This window comes from Rossellomorea aquimaris (assembly GCF_003315075.1).
Lineage (GTDB): Bacteria > Bacillota > Bacilli > Bacillales > Bacillaceae_B > Rossellomorea > Rossellomorea aquimaris_C.
Genome location: NZ_QNRJ01000018.1, coordinates 1 through 18,849, shown reverse-complemented (window position 1 = coordinate 18,849; position 18,849 = coordinate 1). Strand labels below are relative to the sequence as shown.

General features: G+C 41.2%; 17 protein-coding genes and 2 riboswitches. Of the genes, 1 reads left to right on the top strand and 16 read right to left on the bottom strand.

The window, feature by feature from the left end; translation table 11 throughout:
• Positions 1-117: 117 nt before the first annotated feature.
• Positions 118-1,599, bottom strand: coding sequence for a SulP family inorganic anion transporter (locus tag DET59_RS17005; RefSeq protein ID WP_113970814.1), 1,482 nt, complete (start codon positions 1,597-1,599; stop codon positions 118-120).
• A 276-nt stretch (positions 1,600-1,875) separates the two neighbouring features.
• Between DET59_RS17005 and DET59_RS17000 the strand changes: the two genes are divergently transcribed.
• A complete protein-coding gene (locus DET59_RS17000) occupies positions 1,876-2,292 on the top strand; it encodes a universal stress protein (protein ID WP_113970813.1) in 417 nt (138 codons plus the stop codon).
• 235 nt (positions 2,293-2,527) lie between these two features.
• Here DET59_RS17000 and DET59_RS16995 read toward each other — a convergent pair whose 3' ends face one another.
• From DET59_RS16995 to cccB, 15 genes are all read right to left on the bottom strand, one after another.
• Positions 2,528-4,318 (bottom strand): TniQ family protein, encoded by a 1,791-nt coding sequence (locus DET59_RS16995; protein WP_113970812.1) that lies wholly within the window; start codon positions 4,316-4,318, stop codon positions 2,528-2,530.
• A 137-nt stretch (positions 4,319-4,455) separates the two neighbouring features.
• A complete protein-coding gene (locus DET59_RS16990) occupies positions 4,456-5,679 on the bottom strand; it encodes a PDZ domain-containing protein (protein ID WP_113970811.1) in 1,224 nt (407 codons plus the stop codon).
• Between the two features lie 233 nt (positions 5,680-5,912).
• Entirely contained in the window at positions 5,913-7,358 is a 1,446-nt protein-coding gene (locus tag DET59_RS16985) for a S41 family peptidase (RefSeq protein WP_113970810.1), read from the bottom strand.
• Positions 7,359-7,531: 173 nt separating this feature from the next.
• Entirely contained in the window at positions 7,532-8,605 is a 1,074-nt protein-coding gene (gene metX / locus DET59_RS16980; RefSeq protein WP_113970809.1) for a homoserine O-acetyltransferase MetX, read from the bottom strand.
• Positions 8,606-8,688: 83 nt separating this feature from the next.
• Positions 8,689-9,984 (bottom strand): homocysteine synthase, encoded by a 1,296-nt coding sequence (locus DET59_RS16975; protein WP_113970808.1) that lies wholly within the window; start codon positions 9,982-9,984, stop codon positions 8,689-8,691.
• 356 nt (positions 9,985-10,340) lie between these two features.
• A riboswitch (SAM riboswitch) is annotated at positions 10,341-10,460 on the bottom strand.
• Between the two features lie 95 nt (positions 10,461-10,555).
• Complete coding sequence (locus DET59_RS16970; protein ID WP_113970807.1) at positions 10,556-11,695, bottom strand: trans-sulfuration enzyme family protein; 1,140 nt, start codon at positions 11,693-11,695, stop codon at positions 10,556-10,558.
• A 123-nt stretch (positions 11,696-11,818) separates the two neighbouring features.
• Complete coding sequence (locus DET59_RS16965) at positions 11,819-12,202, bottom strand: DUF302 domain-containing protein (protein ID WP_113970806.1); 384 nt, start codon at positions 12,200-12,202, stop codon at positions 11,819-11,821.
• A 101-nt stretch (positions 12,203-12,303) separates the two neighbouring features.
• Positions 12,304-12,885 (bottom strand): peroxiredoxin family protein, encoded by a 582-nt coding sequence (locus DET59_RS16960; protein WP_113970805.1) that lies wholly within the window; start codon positions 12,883-12,885, stop codon positions 12,304-12,306.
• The gene (locus DET59_RS16955; RefSeq protein WP_113970804.1) at positions 12,878-13,495 is read right to left on the bottom strand and encodes a hypothetical protein; all 618 of its coding nucleotides are present in this window, start codon (positions 13,493-13,495) and stop codon (positions 12,878-12,880) included. The genes DET59_RS16960 and DET59_RS16955 overlap by 8 nt, the downstream gene beginning before the upstream one ends.
• A 32-nt stretch (positions 13,496-13,527) precedes the next feature.
• Positions 13,528-14,103: a class I SAM-dependent methyltransferase gene (locus tag DET59_RS16950; protein WP_113970803.1), complete on the bottom strand. Its 576-nt coding sequence runs from the start codon at positions 14,101-14,103 to the stop codon at positions 13,528-13,530.
• Between the two features lie 212 nt (positions 14,104-14,315).
• Positions 14,316-14,597, bottom strand: a complete 282-nt coding sequence (locus tag DET59_RS16945; RefSeq protein WP_142675603.1) for a hypothetical protein — start codon at positions 14,595-14,597, stop codon at positions 14,316-14,318.
• A gap of 83 nt (positions 14,598-14,680) precedes the next feature.
• Positions 14,681-14,773: riboswitch (cyclic di-GMP riboswitch) on the bottom strand.
• A 179-nt stretch (positions 14,774-14,952) separates the two neighbouring features.
• Complete coding sequence (locus tag DET59_RS16940) at positions 14,953-16,308, bottom strand: murein hydrolase activator EnvC family protein (RefSeq protein WP_113970801.1); 1,356 nt, start codon at positions 16,306-16,308, stop codon at positions 14,953-14,955.
• A 39-nt stretch (positions 16,309-16,347) separates the two neighbouring features.
• Positions 16,348-17,232 carry a permease-like cell division protein FtsX gene (ftsX, locus tag DET59_RS16935; RefSeq protein ID WP_113970800.1) on the bottom strand — a complete coding sequence of 295 codons (885 nt, stop codon included), beginning with the start codon at positions 17,230-17,232 and terminating at the stop codon, positions 16,348-16,350.
• Positions 17,222-17,908, bottom strand: coding sequence for a cell division ATP-binding protein FtsE (gene ftsE / locus DET59_RS16930; RefSeq protein ID WP_113970799.1), 687 nt, complete (start codon positions 17,906-17,908; stop codon positions 17,222-17,224). The genes ftsX and ftsE overlap by 11 nt, the downstream gene beginning before the upstream one ends.
• A gap of 509 nt (positions 17,909-18,417) precedes the next feature.
• The gene (cccB, locus tag DET59_RS16925; protein ID WP_113970798.1) at positions 18,418-18,732 is read right to left on the bottom strand and encodes a cytochrome c551; all 315 of its coding nucleotides are present in this window, start codon (positions 18,730-18,732) and stop codon (positions 18,418-18,420) included.
• Positions 18,733-18,849 lie beyond the last annotated feature (117 nt).

The following is an 18,849-nucleotide window of genomic DNA, read 5'->3' as shown; positions in this document are numbered from 1 at the left end:
TTCATTTATTATTAATTATAAATGAATATAATATAATATAGCAATCCAATTGACCAATCCGTCCAGAAAGAAACAAAAAAGCCCCCAGTCCGGTAAAACAGACTGAGAGCTTCTTGATTAATGTCCCACAACTCTATCAAGGCCACCAGGTTTATTGTGAAGTGCTAACCTGTCGACGAGTTTATGACTTTCTTCATTTAGACCGTTCAAGTTTACCTTCACACCATTTTGATGGTATTTGATGACCACTTTGTCAATTGCCCCGACAGCTGAATCATCCCATAGATGAGCGCGGGAAAGATCCAGTGTCACTTCTTTTACTTCTTCACTGAAGTCAAAGAATTCAACGAACTCTGTGACAGAGGCAAAGAATAATTGACCTGTAACACGATAAACTTTCTTATGCGACTGTTCAGACGACAGGACAGTAATCTTCACTTTAGAAATTTTGGAAGCGAAGAATACCGCACTCAAGATGATGCCCACTAAAACCCCTTTGGATAGATCGTGGGTCAATAGGACTGTCATGACCGTTGCCACCATCACAACTGTATCAGACAAAGGTGTCTTGTGAAGATTCTTGATGGAAGACCAATCAAACGTACCAATTGAAACCATGATCATGACACCTACAAGTGCTGCCATCGGAATGTTCACTAAGAAATCATTCAGTAATAAAATCAAGACCATGAGGAATACCCCGGCTACGAAAGCAGAAAGTCTTCCTCGACCGCCTGACTTCACGTTGATGACAGATTGTCCAATCATCGCACAACCAGCCATACCTCCAAAGAAGCCAGACACAATATTTGCAATACCTTGTCCTTTTGCCTCAGTGTTTTTATCACTTGTTGTATCTGTCATATCATCCACAATTGAAGCCGTCAGCAATGACTCCACCAGTCCAACGATGGCGATGGATAGTGAATAAGGGAAGATGATTTGCAAAGTTTCAAAGTTAAAAGGGATTTCAGGGATTAAGAATATCGGGAGTGACTGCGTTAATTCACCCATATCCCCAACTGTTCGAACACCGCTATTAGTGAGAACCGCCACTACTGTTATCGTAACAATCGCTACCAACGGAGATGGCACTGCTTTTGTAAATCTCGGCAGTATATAAATAATGGCTAATGCACCAGCGACCATCGCATACATCACCCAAGATTCGCCTGCGAAGTGAGGTAGCTGAGACGTAAAGATCAAGATTCCCAACGCATTCACGAATCCCACCATGACTGAGCGGGGAACAAATTTCATCAATCTCCCTAATTTAAATACACCCATCAGGATTTGAATCACACCCGTCAAGATGGTAGCCGCAAGCAGATACTTAAGACCATGATCTGCCACAAGCGTGACCATCAATAACGCAGTCGCACCTGTTGCAGCTGAAATCATACCGGGACGTCCACCAACGAAGGCAATCACCACGGCAATACAGAAGGATGCGTACAACCCTACCATCGGATCAACTCCGGCAATAATAGAGAAAGCAATCGCTTCAGGGATTAATGCCATGGCAACTACCATTCCTGCCAGTATATCACCACGGATGTTCCCAAACCATTGGGATTTTATTGTTAACAATTTATCCATACTACACCTCATTATAAAAAATATTAATGACTTTCAACTCTCATGAAAGCCGGGTCCGTTAAACACAAGAGACATTATATAATGAAATCATCCAGTTGTGAACCAATCATGAAAGCGATTTTAACAACCATTTTCTCTTATATGCTTCGAATTTGATTGATTTACACACTAAATTGTCTGTTTGTAAAAATAATTATAAAAGAATGTAAAAGGAAATAATCATTTATTATCGAATTAAATATATATCATATCAGTGTATCGAAAGGGGATTAGATGATGTTCAAAAAGATTCTGTTAGCAACAGATGGATCTGAACATTCTGTACGCGCAACTGAAAAAGCGATTGCCCTTGCATCTTGCCAAAGCCATGGAAGGATTGACGTGGTTTATGTTATTGATGGAAGGCAATCGAAAGAAGATGTACTTCAGCATTGGGGAACCGATGCTCAAGATCAGCGGAGAAAAAAGCTCCAACTGATTGAACATAAGATTATGCAGGCTAACATTGACTATACTACTCACTACTTGCACGGGGAGCCTGGTCCGACAATCGTCCACCATGCCAATTCAAACAATTTCGATGCGGTAGTAATAGGAAGCCGCGGACTGAATACTCTTCAGGAAATGGTCCTTGGAAGCGTCAGTCATAAAGTGGCTAAAAGAGCAAAGTGCCCGGTGATGATTGTAAAATGAAATATTTAATCTGAATTTCTAAGTGGAGAAAAGTAACGAGGAAAAGTAAACGAATTAAGACACCTCTCAACGAAAAATAAAATAAAGATACCCGAGACAAGGTCTAAAACACTGGTAAAAAAAAGAGGGTTTAAATAATGAATATCCCTTAATATTTCAATCTTTCAGGAATAGGTATTATTGCTACAGGTTAAATGCTCTTTAACATCCTTCACTAAATATAAATAACCTCCAATTAGTGCATTCCCAAAACAGGGTAGATTTTCTGTTCTAATAGTAATCGACGCAATTTTGTTGAGTGAATATTCAATTTAGCAGATAAACTCTGTAATGAAATATATTTTTTTTGAAAATTTAATAAGTCGTTAATATGAACCTTTTTCACTTGGTTTTCACTATTACTTCTAATTAGGCCAGCGTTTATCCAAAATCGAACATAACCATCACACACACCCAAAATTCGGGAAATTTCTAATGCATTGAAGACACAACCGGTTCGTTCATTATAGAACTTGAGTGTCTTTTCAATATCTGATTTATTGAACATGATTTGATTTAATCCATTGTTTTGAGGTTGAATGAGATAAGGTATAATCTCCTTCTTAAGAAGAAGTTTGATAAAATCTCCAATTTTCAGTTTATAAAAGCTTGCAATTCTAGTCGCTTGTCTAAAATTTATAGTTTCACCAGATTTGTCATCCTCAATTTTGACTGTACTTAATAAGTTTGATAGTAGCAAATCTACACTATCTTTTGCAAACAACCATTGATTTATACCCATGTGTGGTCCAAGTAATGCATTAATTAGTCCCTCATTTTGCAACTCAACTACCTTTCTTACTCCAATATCGAGCATAGCGGCAACCTCTGTTAAACTCAGATTATTTTTTAATAGTGCATGATACTTGTTAATTGATTCTTTTGGAACCAGTAACTGCTCATGACTTGAAAAATCTTTGTAATCACCTTCTAACACTCCATTTATAATTAACTTTTTTACTGTGCTTGGTTTCAATTTTAATAATCTTGTTACTTCATTTGAATTTAGAAAGTTTGATTCTTCTATTAATGAAATTTTTGATCTGACTACTTTATGATTTCTATTTTTATCTTTATTAATTGATTGGTAATATTCATTTCTTAAAAAAGAAAACTCAGGTTGAGTAAACTTTCTATGTAGACCTATATATATACCTGATAACTGCAACCTGGCTCCTCTTTTTTCGATTCGAGTACTTCGAAACTTGTTTAAAAACGAATGAAAATTATTTGGCCAATTCTCAAATATCTCAAATGCATCGATTATTATTTGTTGAAAATTTTTATTTGTTGTTGAAATATTATTGGTGAATTTCACATAATCCAAATATAAGGTTAATTGTTTTGAGAAATAAGTTAATAAGCTAACTTGATTTTTCAAGGATAATTCATAAAAAGGATTGTAAGTTTCCTCCTTAATAGAAATCTTATTAAGCGAATATTGAAGTAATTTTGAAATCTCTATTAATGCTTTATTTGCATGTAACTTGGGCAGATTCATAAGAGGAAACCCACAGTTGCAATATTCAACATTAATTCTTCTATATGAAATAAAACCATGGCATTTTGAACATTCATTAATAAGAAGAATCTTATGCTTATAACAAGCCAAGTTTATTTTCAAGTCCCACATTTTATGTTCATACTTATCCTCGTTAATACAACACGGACAAACTTTTGAGTGCTTATAAACTAACCCAGTTTTATAAATTAGTTGGGTATAATAATCCCTAGATAAACGATCATTAAACTCGTTTACATAAGTCATTCCCCATAATTTTTCACATGGTATTCCCACTAAATTTGACAGTTCATTTAAGTCATTTTCACGTGGAGTCAAACGATATAGACTTTTTCCGTTTTTAAAATTGCATAATTCGTACATCCATGAAATATATTCATAATGATTTGCCATTGAAATCCGTGACAAAAAACTTTTTAAGCTTTCTCCGGTTTGTGGATTAGGTACTTGCAACAACCTCCCCATTCTGATTCCCCTTCCACACGCTTGGTTTTTTAGAAGTAATAAGCTTATAAATAGAATTCTATTTGAATATGAACTCCATTCCGTATAAATAAGGAGAGTTTCCGACTAACAATGAAATTCATTCCGGAAAATTTTGATTATATTCCTGAACTTAATGAAGAATTACATGAAACCTGATGGTGCTCCCAACCTGAAGATTCATCGGCAAAAATGATTCCCAGCTCGTGATGATCACCTTCATAGAGGGCTCCTTGCGTAAAACGGTTTTCCCCGTTTGTCCCAAGTACCTCAAGCTTACAGTACGCCCCGTTTTTTTGAAGGGCTTCATAAAACGCTCTTTCAGTATTTACTTCGACTCCATTCACTTTCAGTACAATTTCCCCTACTTGAAGCGTCAGTTTCTTTGCAGGAGAACCAGGTAGAATTCCAAGAATCATGACTCCTTTAGACTGTCTTTTAAAGAAGTACGGCTTAGAATCCTCGGCACTTCGGTAGCGATAGGCAATCCATGCCCGTCCTCCCATTGCCACAACAGCTGCTCCAATTGAAAATAGGGGAGCCCAGAATCCCGTTACAGCAAGCGTCAATACGAAAGCACCAAGCCAGAAAACCCTGTAACCTGTATGCTTGATCGCAACCTCAGGCAAGGTACTTTTCACAAGCTGCTGAAAACCAAGGAGAAACGGTACACAAAGGAGTGAATACGCTTCTGTCCCCATAGTAAACACCGGCCACCATTCAAACGGAAGGGTAAATGTCCCCGTAGGAATCGGCACAAACATCGGCACAAGCCACAATTTCTTCCCTTGATGGGCACCTACTTTCAGTCCACGGGCACTTTTAAGTAGACGGGGTGAAGTATGCTTCCACCCGTTCAATCGAATGAGGCTTCCTTCAATCATCATCAACACACCAAGAAGCACGACGATGGAGCTCAGCAGCCCTACATTCAGGTTATCTACATATGTATTCACATAAGGGATTTCCCACTGAAAATAATCCACCGCAACCAGGATGAAATACGAAAACCCTACCGTCATGGCCGCAGACATGAGGTGGAAACGACTCGTTAATGCAAACAGGGTGGACACCAACCCTATTAGCATGATTCCGGCGAAAGGAATCACGACCCCTGCTCCAACTGTTACGACAGAAAACAGCAATCCAACCACCATTCCATATGAAAATAAAACCCGCGTATCATGATAACCGTCCAGCAATCTCGTATTAAAATCTCTCCGTTCTCTTTTGACACGATAATAGCCCGTCATGATAGCGAAAAACACCGACAAATATAATACAGGATGAAGAAATAACTTTCCAAATCCCTTCACAACCTCAAGCAACCAAAGCTCAACCAATGATCCGTCACCACCTTTTTTAAGAAAATTTGCATTATCTACTATTTTAACAAAAGACTCCCCTAAAACCTATTGCAATTTTATTTGATCGTTTTACGATTCGATTTCATTTCCGACAGTATTCTGCATATTTTCCCGGGAAATGATGTCGGATAAACAGGAAATACAAGTGATTATGTGTGATTTGCTAAATGAAAATAGAGCCGACCATCATGATGGTCGGCTCCCAAATATTAACGCTGTGCTGTTCTTTCAATATACTCTAAAGCCGCCTGCAGCTGCAGGTCATTCTTCTCATTCTTTACCGCTTCAAAGATTTCTTCCTGTAATCTTTCCGCCGTTACAGTATCAACGATCCCTGTAACCTCAATACTCTCCTGACTTTGGAAATCCTTTACGGCCTTTTCCGTTTTCTTACTGAAGTATCCATCCACGCGGTCAATGGAGAATCCAAGGCCTTGAAGCATTTCCTGGGCGTTTTGAATCTGTTCATTGTTCATCCCTTCTTGAAGGGGCTTTTCGATTTGAAGCGGGTGGGCATAGAAGTAGGACGGCTGTCTGACAGGGATATCCGGTTTGATCCCCTTTTTATGAATCCAGTTTCCATTTGGCGTCAGCCACTTGAACATCGTCAGCTTGATGTTGCTTCCATCTCCCATTGGAACGGCTTGTTGTACCGTGCCTTTCCCAAAGCTCTTCGTTCCGATGAGTGGATACCCTTCCGCTTCATTTAACGCACCAGCGAGAATTTCAGAAGCCGAGGCACTTCCTTCATCTATCAGCACCACAACAGGGTAAGCCTTTCTTGCTTTACTGTTTGAGAAGGATTTCATCACTTCTCCACTTCGCTCTTGAATTTGAACATACGGCTTTTTCTCCGTTACAAATTCTTTAAGGATTTCTTCTACACTTGAAAGGAGACCTCCTGGATTCCCTCTCACATCAAGAACCAATCCTTCTACCTTTTTCTTCTCCAGTTCCTCTAATTGCTTTTTAAAATCAACGGCGGTATTTTCTGAGAAAGTCGTAATCTGGATGTACCCTGTTTTCTTTCCACCCACTTCCTTCACATCAGAGAGGACCGTCTCGACAGGAATTTCATCACGTTTCACAGATACCTTGATGGGATCCGTCAGTCCTTCCCTTGTAATCTCCAATTGAACCTCAGTACCCTTTTTCCCTCTGATCTTCAAGGTAGCTTCGTAGAGGTCAAGTCCTTCGATGCTATTTCCGTCTACTTTAATAATCCGGTCATTCGGTTTCAGTCCCGCTTCTTCCGCAGGAGAATTCTTAAAAGGAGCAACAATGATCAGCTTTCCGTCCATGATCGTGACTTCTGCTCCGATCCCTTCAAAAGAAGAATCCAGGGCGTCATTAAACTGCGATGCCGTTTCGGCATTCATGTAAACGGAGTAAGGGTCATCCAGTGTCTTCAGCATCCCCTGAATGGCACCTTCCACGAGCTGCCCTTTATCCACATCCTGAAAGAACTTGTCACTAATCAAGTCATACGCTACTTCTACTTTGTGCAGCTTGTCATTGAGCTCGCCTTTTCCGTCAAACTGAGCAAGCTCGTCCCCACCCTTGCCCGTCCATTCCAAGCCGCCGTACATTCCTCCAGCACCGATCAGCATGCTAATGATGATTGTGATGATGAGCTTTCTGCCCGTCCACTCCATATATTCCCCTCCAGCTTGTTGTTGGTCTTGTATAGATAAGAGTGGCGCTACCAAGGACGCCAGCCTTTCTTATCCAACGAAAAAGACACCACACAAAAACGCGCTAAGGCGGTGCGATGTCTTTGCTTATCTAACTATATGCCGGAGGGGGACGAGTTATGATAAGAGTGCTCTTATTTTGTCCCTGTAAAAACTCTTTGAACGTTATGGTTATTGAGGTGAGAAGCAATGATCCCTCCCCACTTTTCAAATTCCACCAGAAACCCGTCATGACCAAAGGAAGTGGAGATAAAGTAATGTTCACTCCTTGATACAAGTTGTGTAAACTCCTTTAGATAGTGGGGTGAATAAATTAAATCTCCTTCATAACTTATCGAAATCAGTTCGCACTGATAGTCCTTCGCTACCTCTTCTATTCCTCCTCTTGCCCTTCCGATATCATGTGAATTCATCGCTTTCAGCAGGGTAAGATAGCTGTTTGGATCAAACCGCTTTCCTAATTTCTTTCCTTGGTAATCGAGATAGCTTTCGACATTGAACCGTTCGTTTTGCTTTTCACGTTGGAAACGCTGATCAAACAGCTCCTGTGTCCGGTACGTGACCATGCCGACCATTCTGGCAATCTCTAACCCTTTTAGAATAGCGCCTGGTGGATAATACCCCTTTTGAAACCCGGGGTCCTCTTCAATCGCTGTGATTCCGATGTGATTAAAAGCGAGACCATAATCATTTAAGGCAGGAGTGACGGCAAGGGCGAATACTTTATTGATATAGGCGGGATACAGGGCTCCCCATTCCAATGCCTGCATCCCTCCAAGTGAGCCTCCAATGACCGCTTCGATGTGGTCGATTGAAAGTTGTTGGAGTGCTTTATATTGTGCATGGACCATGTCCCTTACCGTAATACCCGGGAAGTCCGGACCGTAACGCTCTCCCGTATGTTTGTTGGTGGACGCCGGTCCCGTACTTCCTTCACATCCTCCTAATACATTAAAGGCAATCACATTAAAATGTTCGGTATCAATATACGAGCCGGGACCAATCAGTCCGTCCCACCAGCCGCGGTCTTCACTCGTCCCCTTCACGATATGGGTCCCGGTGAGGGCATGGCAAACCAGGATGGTCGGTCCGTCTTTGTTTCCTGTTCGTTCATACGTAAGATCTACATTTTTCAACGTGGTGCCTGACTCTAATGTTAGGGATGGGATGGTAATGGAGCTAACTTCATAGGTGTATGGCCTCTCCATTCCTCCACCTCCTTTTTTGGTGTTGTGGTTGGGGTGATCAGGATTTCACCCGGTATACCCCCGCTGGTTCAAAATATCTCCCATTATACCCGTGATGTTTCCAACGCCACTTCAATGGCATGATCCAAGTCCTCGATCAGGTCCTTCACAGACTCTAATCCAACAGAAAGTCTCACCAGATCCTCGGTCACACCTGTCGCACGGATTTCCTGGTCGTTTAATTGCTGATGGGTCGTGGATGCCGGATGGATAATCAGTGATTTCGCATCCCCTACGTTGGCAACATGAGACCAAAGGGAGATATTATCGACTACTTTCCGTCCTGAATCCCTGCCACCTTTAATACCAAAGACGACGATGGATCCCGCTCCGTTTTTCAAATATTTTTGAGCAAGTTTATGGGACGGATGCTGCGGCAGCCCAGGATAGGATACCCAAGCGACACCATTATGCTGATCTAAATGCTCCGCAATCTTCAAGGCATTCTCTGTGTGACGTTCGATGCGAAGATGCAGCGTTTCTAATCCCTGCAGCAATAGGAATGCGTTTTGCGGACTTAAGCACGCTCCCAAATCACGAAGCAGCTGCACTCTTAATTTTGTAATAAAGGCTGCAGGGCCCACATCCTGTGCGTAGCGAAGTCCATTATAGCTCCGGTCCTCTTCCGTGAAACCCGGGAACTTATCATGATTCCAATCGAACTTTCCACCGTCTATCACCACTCCCCCGATTGCTGTACCGTGACCGCCGATCCATTTTGTTGCAGAGTGGATGACGATATCCGCTCCCCACTCAATCGGCTTACATACATATGGAGTGGCAAATGTGTTATCAATGATCAGCGGGATATGATTTTCATGAGCCACCTTTGCCACCGCTTCAATATCGAGGACGTGAAGACTTGGATTTCCGATTGTCTCTGCGAATACGGCTTTCGTTTTAGGAGTGATCGCTTTGCGGAAATTTTCCGGGTCAGTCGGATCTACAAAATGGACCTTGATCCCGTATTTCGGAAGAGTGGTCGAGAATAAATTATAGGTTCCACCGTAGAGATTGGTAGCCGCTACAATTTCATCACCTGCTCCGGCGATATTCAAGATCGATAGAGAGATAGCAGCCATTCCGGATGAAACACCGAGTGCTCCGATTCCTCCTTCTAAAAGAGCAAGGCGCTTCTCTAAAACATCTACTGTCGGGTTCATGATTCGTGTATAGATGTTACCTGGTTCTTCGAGGGCGAATAATTTTGCCGCATGATCACTGTTATCGAAAACGTAGGATGTCGTTTGATAAATGGGCACTGCTCTTGAGCCTGTGGATGGATCCGGCTCCTGGCCACCGTGAAGAAGTAGTGTGTCGAAATCGAATGATTTTGTCATAGAGAATTCCTCCTGAAATGTTTTTGGTATTTGGGTTTTCGTTTGGCGGTTGGATGTTTTGGACGTTTGCCTGTTGATGTTTGTTGGATTTTTGACTGTTGAATTTTAGTGTTAATTTGACTGTTGAATTTGGAATGATATTTGACTGTTAAAATAATGCGTTTATTTGACTGTTGAATTTCCGACTTATTTAACTGTTAAATATCGACCCATTTTCTCCTGTTGAATTACGGCTAAAATTCTCCTGTTGAAATCAGAGACTCAAAAATCGAAGAAGTATATTTCCTTAAGAAGATAGAAGAGGAAAAAATAAAAACCCTCTTCCTAAGAAGAGGGTCTAATTTAATAGGGTCCTCCTCTTATCTTTCAGGCAGATCGCCTGCAGGAATTAGCACCTTTTCATGTGACGCTTTAATGCGCACATGAAGGTTGCCGGGTTTCATCGGGCCTAGTCCCTCCACCTCTCTGGATAAGAGCATGTAGTTGTCAATGTGAAAATTCTTGCGTTGAGATGAATTATAAAGGGTAACCGACCTCAACGTCAAGGGTATTATTAGAATTTTTACATTATTTAATTTTTAATCGAAGCTTCGATCGCTTCGTTCAATTGCACGACGATGTCTTCCCCGTCTTCAATACCTAACGATATGCGTACGACATGTGTGTTTATGCCCAGTTTTTCCTGAGCTTCTTTCGGTAGAGCGCGGTGGGACGTTCCTAATGGGTAGGAAACCGTCGTCTCTACACCGGCAAGGGAAGGGATGATTTTAATCCAGCCAAGTGATTTGAAAAATGTGCTGATATCACATGTGCTGGATAGCTCGATCGTTACGATGGCCCCATTTCCCTTATCGGACAAATCCGTTGGATAATAGACTTCCTTCACATATTCATTTGCTCGAAGGTCCGCCGCCAGGACTTCGGCATTTTTTGCTTGGGTCCCCATTCGAAGAGCCAATGTTTTTGCTCCGCGGCATGTCAGCCACGCTTCAAATGGACTCAGGTTTGATCCGATGTTGACGACTTTTTCTCTCGCTTTTTGGACAAGCTCTTCTTTTCCCACGACGACTCCTGCTGTGATATCACTGTGTCCTCCGATATACTTCGTGGCACTGTGAGCGACCAGGTCCACTCCTTCTAAGAAAGGCTGGCGCAGAAACGGTGTGGCAAATGTGTTGTCGATCATCGTTTTCAGGTTGTGTTTTTCCGCGAATTCGACCATTTTCGGGATATTTTCCACTCGCATAAACGGGTTTGTGACGGTCTCACTGTAGAGGAGTTTGGTTTGTGGAGTAATGGCCTCCTCTAATTCTTCCACACTTGTAAAATCAACGAATGAAGTAGAAATACCGAATGATTTCAGCTCTTCTTTTAACATATGGAACGTACCTCCGTATAAATCCTCGGCGGCAATGATATGATCGCCCGATTGCACAACAGCGAGGATGCCAACAAGGATAGCCGATAATCCAGAAGAGGTTGCGACACCTGCCGGGGCTCCTTCCAAGTCAGCCACCATCTTACCAAGCTCGTCTGTGTTCGGATTTCCCGTTCTTGTATAGAGATATGGAGATTTCCCTTCATAGAAACCCTCCAACTCTTCTAAAGAGGTAAAAGAAAAGGCAGATGTTTGATAAATCGGCGTCGTCTTACTGCGGATTTCCTCAGTTCCTTTTAACTGACTATGTACGACCTTCGTTGTGAACTTCATCTCTGTCATCCTTCCTGCATCTATGTATTTTTAAAAGTGTATCATATTCAGAAGATTGTGAGGAGTAGGATGTACCCGAAGACATAAAAAAACACCTGTCCAATTGCAACAGGTGCCCTTCGTTTATTGAACGTTATCTAAACATCCGATCAGGCGATTTTCAATATCCAATGCCATGTTTTTCAGTTCATCGTTATCCACCATTTCGATCAGCTTGCTTGGTTTTGCCATACCGATTTTGGTGGTTGAGCCTTCTGTGTATACCGTTACTTTGCACGGCAGGAAGTAGCTTACGAGCATGCTTTCTTCCAGTACTTTTTTGGCTTCATGTGGATTACATACCTCTAATACGACTACTTCTTCATTGAAATCAAGGCCTTTATCCTGCAGCTTCTGGGCAAGATCGAGATTCCATAGCACACCGAAGCTTTCATCTTTCAGAGCGGTTTCTACCGCTTGCACCGCTTCTTTCACACTCATTGAAACTTCCTTTGTGTAATGAAACATGTTCATATCTCCTCCTTTATCTTTCTAGCGAGTCTATATTCTGTTAATACCTCATAGTGTATCAGTTCAAACATCGCTATGTTGAGGTCCGTCCCTCTCCATTATTCCATTCCTTCGACCATTTTACCCATCATTTCTTCGTTCATGGGGCCGACGATTTTGTGTTGGATGATGCCTTTGGTGTCGATCATGTAGGTGGTCGGGATAGTGAACGCCCGGTATTCGTCTCCGATTTCTCCCTTTTCATCCATTGGGATGGGAAAGGTGAGTTCGTAGCCGTCGATGAATTCCTGGACAGCCTTTTCCCCTTCGTCCATGGAGGTCAGGTTGACGGCAAGGATTTCAACGTTTTCTTTATCGGCATTGTTTTCGTAATAACTCTGCATATGGGGCATTTCGGCTTTACACGGAGGACACCAGGTAGCCCAGAAGTTCAGGATAACTTTCTTACCTCGATAATCTGAAAGCTTTACGTCTTCACCAGCTAAGGTGGTTAATTCAAAATCTGGAGCGCGGTCCCCTTTTGCGAGACCCTGCACTGCATTAGACAGATCCATGGATTCATTGGCTAATTGAGCGGCCTCTTCCCTTGCCTTCTTTTCCTGCTGATCCTGAAAAAAGTTCGCTAAGAAAATGCCGATCAGAAGCGCAACGATGGCCAACGCAAAATTTCGTTTATTCATTGTGTTTCCTCCTTACGTTTAAAAGAAAGATGAGATAAGTCATCATGATCAAATACGTCCAGGCGGTGACGGTAAATTCAAAGCCCCCAATGAAGGCACTTAGAAATAGCTGGACTAATGTAAAGATTACCAATAACTGTCCTGCCCAGATATCGCCGCCGGGATCACTGGTTTTTCTAATGGAAAAGACAAGGATCAGCAGATTGAGCAGTACTTGAATACCAGCTAGAAGATAGTGGTGATGAAGCATTTGAAAGACCGCTTCATAGACAAGAACCGTGACCATCCATGAAATGATGATAATAGACGGATGATCTACTTTTTTAACAAATATGTAGGTTAGAGCCGCTATCAGACCTAACCAGTACCCAATGGATCCTCCGTGAAAATAGAGGATCGTAATGGGATGCTCCATGACCGTTTGAACGTCTACCACAATCACACTCAGCTTCCAGACAAGGAAAAAGGTAAATATACTATTGGAATACCAATCGCTCGCTTTTCTATTCCAGAAGAAGAGGAACAAGAATGTGAGTATGAACGATGCGATAATGGATCCCCATGAAGCAGGGAATGTGAAGGAGCCTATAGTGTACCATTGTTCAGTCATAGGCATTCCCCTCCCTTCAGATACTTTCTGGCTTATCTATTATTCTTTCTGACAACAATGTAATATACCGATGGATGCAAGTGACCTACTGTTGTGTGAAACCCGGATGATTTGAGCTGTCGATCGAGTTCCCCGGAAGATATCCGATGATCTATTGGTGGTCCCATTTCAGATTCTACCTTCTCCCAATCCAGGATCAGCCAAATTCCATTTTCCTTCAGCATATCGTGTAGATCCTGAAATACTTTGATCAGGTCGGGAACTTCGTGCAAGACAAAGGCGGATACGATTTTATCCAAGGTACCTTTGTTGAAGCTGAGGTATTCCAGGGATGATTTCACATATACGATATTGTCTACATTTTCTTCGTTTGCACGGTGTTTCAGGTATTCCAGCATTTCCTGCTGCAGATCTACTGCCTGGACCTTTGTTTCAACCGCTTTGGCAATGGGTAGAGTCAGATAGCCATTTCCACAGCCTAAGTCGGCAACGATATCGTCTTTATTGAGTTTGAGAAGCTCGAGTACTTTGTCCACTGGTACGAGCTCCTGACGCTTTGGATCGAGGAGCTTTGACGCTTTATGATGTTCGAATAAATCTCCTGTCATTTGGTTTCCTCCGTTCGGAAAATATACCCTATTATGTATTAGTATCTTAAATTCTACATATACAAGCAAGTTATTTACTCATAGTGTATCCTATAGGAGAATTATTACAGATTTACGGAAAGAGTGTGTGTCTAATCATTGAAATAGGCACGAACTACTTACTGCCTGTTACATAAATAAAACCGAATGCCGGATTGGATCCACATTCGGTTTTATGCTGCTTTTAACCCTTCTAAAATAAGCATAAAGTATGTAACTGTATTTCCACCACGGCGATGGATGATTTCAATGTCGTTTAGTATCCTCTTAACCTCTTGGGCGCCGAGATTTTCAATAATCATCTCGGTGATTTCTTCTGCTGAATATTCACCAACATAGGTATACTTTAATGCAGTACGGTTCCTTCTACAAAAACTTCTTAATTGCCTTTTTAATTCAGTCGATTCCAACATCATCATCCTTACTACAGATTCAAATCCTACTATACTGGACATATAGATAAAAAAATCCCACCAAAAAGGCAGGGTAAATGATACTAATAAAACGTCCTAATTAGTATTCATTGTAATCCATTGTTTTCGGTAACCCGGCGATCATTATTTTAAGATAAAAAAATGGAAGACCCGTGGTTTTGCGTCCTAATCTTTCAATTAGTTTGCCATTTCGAAGGACTTTACAAATCATTAGTTATCATATTTAGGTAATATAGTTGTCATTATACTAGAAGAAAAAGGATATGAAAACAGTCATGAGAATAATATTCCATTCCATTTCCTTACATATTTATGTAATACAAACCAAATGAAATATATTCATAAAAGAAACCCCGCTCATGGCGGGGTTTTCTAATTAAAAGTTAATATATTGACGTGAGTTTACAGCATTGGATTTCGATGCAGTCCAAGAACCTGCATGAAGTTCAAAGTGTAAATGCTGTCCGAAAGAGTATCCTGTGTTACCCATGTAACCGATTCTGTCCCCTTTGTTCACTGCTTGTCCAGAGCTTACTGATGAAGAAGCCATGTGGGCATAAACCGTTGTGAACGTTTGACCATTAATTGAGTGAGTGATGTATACTACGTTACCATAGCTTGAGCTGTACTGACTCTTGATGACATAACCATCAGCTGCAGCTAAGATTGGAACACTGCCACTTGCCGCGATATCTGTACCATAGTGGAAACGTTGCTTACCGTTCAATGTGTCCCAGCCAAAGTTAGTTGTAATCGTTCCATAAGCTGGAGCTGTCCAGGCACCGGCACTCACTGGTGCACTTGGAGCAGGGGCAGGTGCTGCAGAAGAAGAACCACCACCCCTATTGCTGCTCGCAGTTGCCTGTTGTTGTTCTGCTGCACGTTTTGTCGCTTCCGCTTCCGCTTGACGCTTGCGTTCGATTTCACGTTGACGTGCCATTTCTGCTAGACGTGCTTGTTCAGCCTGGATTTCACCTTCAAGCTGGTGTTCCATTTTAGAAAGCTCATCAGATTCTTTTTGAAGATCTTTTTTCTCCACTTCCAAAGAAGCCTGCTGCGCTTCTAGCTGCTTAAATAAATCCGCTTTTTTAGCTTTTTGACTATCAAGATCTTGTTTCAAAGACTCAAGGCTTGCTTTAGTGGATTCTAATTCCGCAAGCTTGCCTTCTACTTCTTCTTGTTTCTTTTCTAATTCAGCCTGATCACGTTTTTGTTCGTCCATGATCTTCTTATCTGCACTTACGATTGTATTGACTGCTGTTACACGGTTGATGAAGTCGCCGAAGCTTTCCGCACCAAGTAGAACATCAAGATAATTTGCAGAGCCGCCTTTTTCCTGGATGGCACGGGCACGTTCTTTTAATAGTTCGTTACGTTCTTCTATCTTTTGCTTTAGAACTTCAATTTCTTCTTTAAGTTTATTGATTTCTGCTGTTGTTTCATCAATCTCTTTTGTTTTCTCGGTAATCTTTGTTTCAGTATCTTTTAATTTTGTACTGATTTCAGCAATTTGTGATTGGATTTCTTGTTGTTTACTGATGTTTTGGTTAATCTCTGATTTTTTCTCATCGATCTTTCCATTGATTTCCTCTTTTTTAGAAGAAACGCCTTCTTGCTGTTTCTTTAAATCCTCCACGGAGGAATTAGCGTTAGCTGTTGTCCCTAACGTTGGTAGACTCCCGATTGTTAATGCTGCTGCAATGGATAATGATATGAAATACTTCTTGTTCAAGCGGCATGCTCCTTTCAGCTTCTATCAACCTATCAAATTTTACACTTTTAAGAATTTACGTACAGACATAAAGCTTCCCCAAGCCCCAATCAGGCAACCCATTAATAGAATTAATCCGTTTACTTGATAGATAAAGGGGGTAAAATCTAATATCTGAATAAAATTGTTTTGTAGTTTTGGTTTAATAAATCCATAAGCATAGTAGTAACCTGTTGTGACAAGAGCGATCGGGATAATAGAACCTAAAATTCCGAGCCATAATCCTTCTAGAATGAATGGCCAGCGTACAAACCAGTTGGTTGCACCCACGAGTTTCATTATCTCGATTTCCCTTCTTCTGGCGACAATGGTGATTTTGATTGTATTTGAAATGAGGAACATGGCGGTAAACAATAGACCGATGATTAACACTAATCCAACGTTTCGACTCATTTCCAATACATTAAATAATCTTTCAATCTTCGCTTCACCATAAAGTGCTTCGTTCACACCTTCATACTTGCTGACTTCAGCAGCGATTTTCCCAGTTTCACGGGGATTTTCCGCTTTTACGATAAATACATCGTATAATGGATTATCCTGTTCGAATAACCTGAAATCGTCTCCTAAATCTTTTACAAGATTTTGAAGTTCTTCTTCTTTAGAAGAATATTCTACGGATTCCACTCCACTTATTTGGCTAATCTTCTTATCTATTTCTTCTACTTGAGCTTTCTCAGTACCGATCTCAAGTAGTACGCGTACTTCAACGTCTTTCTCAATATCGGTTGCAACCTTGTTCATGTTTAGCATAAGTACCATAAACACACCAACAAGTAGCAGGGTTACAGTAACGGCACTCACGGATGCGAATGTCATCCAGCCATTACGTCCGATGCTTTTGAAGCTTTCTCTTAGATGTCGACCATACGTCCTAGCTTTCATAGCCGTAATCACCTCGCTGTTCGTCACGAACAATTCGGCCATTTTCGATGGCAATTACCCGATGCTTGATGGTATTTACGATTTCCCGATTATGAGTAGCCATGATCACCGTTGTTCCACGATTACTGATATCTTCCAAGATGTTCATGATATCCCAGGATGTTTCCGGATCCAGGTTACCCGTAGGCTCGTCGGCAATCACAAGTTTCGGCGTATTCACGATGGATCGTGCAATCGATACACGCTGCTGCTCTCCGCCTGACAATTCATTTGGAAGCATTCTTGCTTTATGCTTTAACCCTACCAGATCCAGTACTTCCATGACTCTCTTCTTTATTTGCTTTGGATGTTCTTCTATTACTTCAAGTGCGAAGGCAATGTTTTCATAGATTGTAAGAGATGGTAACAGCTTAAAATCCTGAAACACGACTCCAACGTTTCTTCTTAAATATGGAACTCTACTAGTTTTTAATTTTGCCAGATTGATACTGTTTACGATGATATCGCCCTTAGTAGGCCTCTCTTCGCGGTACATCATCTTGATGAATGTAGACTTCCCGGCGCCACTTGGACCGACAACATACACAAACTCGCCTTGCTTAATGTGGACGTTAAAGCCATTGGCAGCCATGACACCGTTGCTGTACTGCTTATACACGTCTTTCATTTCTATCATTTTAAAATCACCTAATTTGTATTATGTAGTTACCCTCTTGGCTGTTATCGACATATGTACGGTGTTTGAACACAACGACGTCTTTACCATAATTAGACACGAAATGGCGAAAAACCTCGAATTGCTCTCCCGAAAATTATTATAACATCACTTTGTCCGTTGTTAAGGAAAAAAATTATTACATTTACGTTTCAAAGATTGAAATAATGTGTATATTTTACCTTTTTTATTGTCGGTTATACCTATTTACCGTTATAAATGTAGGTATTTTTATCTATAACCTGGTACTATAAGCAAGGGGAAAAGTTTGATAATGAGCAGATGCTAAACCTTAGGGTGATGCTAATCTGATTAAGTTACTAGGTTATAATTTTTTGCGGTTTTAGTACGGAATCTTAACAAAATCTATCAGATGAGCTTTTGTAACATATATTTAAAGAAGGGAAGGGAGAAAGTATGTGGATAAATCAAAAAAGAAGAATCCTCAATTCAGGACTCTTCTTCCTCACTTACTTCTTATTCGCCAACCACTCTGCCACTGCTTCTGCTTCTTCACCTTCGATGAGTCCTGCAGGCATTTGACCTTTACCATTTTGAATGACTTCCAGGATTTGATCTTTGTTTAATTCAGCACCGATCTTATTAAGGGCCGGTCCCATACCGCCTTCAAGGTTTCCACCATGACAGCTGGTGCATTTATTGTTCACGATTTTTTCAGGGTCTACTCCGCCAGAGCTTGTTTCTGTACTTTCTTCGCCGCCGCCACCGCAGGCTGCAAGTACCAATGAAGCGCCAAAAACAATACCAAGTAGCTTTTTCTTCATTTTTTCTCCCCCTAGGAACACATCGTATTGTCAAAACTTTTATAAGAAATAGGTTATAAATTCCTATAATAGAGGGCTTTTTGAGCAAAAAAATTGCCACCCCCTGAAATCTGGAGA

Bases quoted from the DNA above. Each gene is read 5' to 3' on its own strand.
- DET59_RS17005 (WP_113970814.1), bottom strand. From the start codon at position 1,599: ATGGATAAATTGTTAACAATAAAATCCCAATGGTTTGGGAACATCCGT.
- DET59_RS17000 (WP_113970813.1), top strand. From the start codon at position 1,876: ATGTTCAAAAAGATTCTGTTAGCAACAGATGGATCTGAACATTCTGTA.
- DET59_RS16995 (WP_113970812.1), bottom strand. From the start codon at position 4,318: ATGGGGAGGTTGTTGCAAGTACCTAATCCACAAACCGGAGAAAGCTTA.
- DET59_RS16985 (WP_113970810.1), bottom strand. From the start codon at position 7,358: ATGGAGTGGACGGGCAGAAAGCTCATCATCACAATCATCATTAGCATG.
- metX (WP_113970809.1), bottom strand. From the start codon at position 8,605: ATGGAGAGGCCATACACCTATGAAGTTAGCTCCATTACCATCCCATCC.
- DET59_RS16975 (WP_113970808.1), bottom strand. From the start codon at position 9,984: ATGACAAAATCATTCGATTTCGACACACTACTTCTTCACGGTGGCCAG.
- DET59_RS16970 (WP_113970807.1), bottom strand. From the start codon at position 11,695: ATGAAGTTCACAACGAAGGTCGTACATAGTCAGTTAAAAGGAACTGAG.
- DET59_RS16965 (WP_113970806.1), bottom strand. From the start codon at position 12,202: ATGTTTCATTACACAAAGGAAGTTTCAATGAGTGTGAAAGAAGCGGTG.
- DET59_RS16960 (WP_113970805.1), bottom strand. From the start codon at position 12,885: ATGAATAAACGAAATTTTGCGTTGGCCATCGTTGCGCTTCTGATCGGC.
- DET59_RS16955 (WP_113970804.1), bottom strand. From the start codon at position 13,495: ATGACTGAACAATGGTACACTATAGGCTCCTTCACATTCCCTGCTTCA.
- DET59_RS16950 (WP_113970803.1), bottom strand. From the start codon at position 14,103: ATGACAGGAGATTTATTCGAACATCATAAAGCGTCAAAGCTCCTCGAT.
- DET59_RS16945 (WP_142675603.1), bottom strand. From the start codon at position 14,597: ATGTCCAGTATAGTAGGATTTGAATCTGTAGTAAGGATGATGATGTTG.
- ftsX (WP_113970800.1), bottom strand. From the start codon at position 17,232: ATGAAAGCTAGGACGTATGGTCGACATCTAAGAGAAAGCTTCAAAAGC.
- ftsE (WP_113970799.1), bottom strand. From the start codon at position 17,908: ATGATAGAAATGAAAGACGTGTATAAGCAGTACAGCAACGGTGTCATG.
- cccB (WP_113970798.1), bottom strand. From the start codon at position 18,732: ATGAAGAAAAAGCTACTTGGTATTGTTTTTGGCGCTTCATTGGTACTT.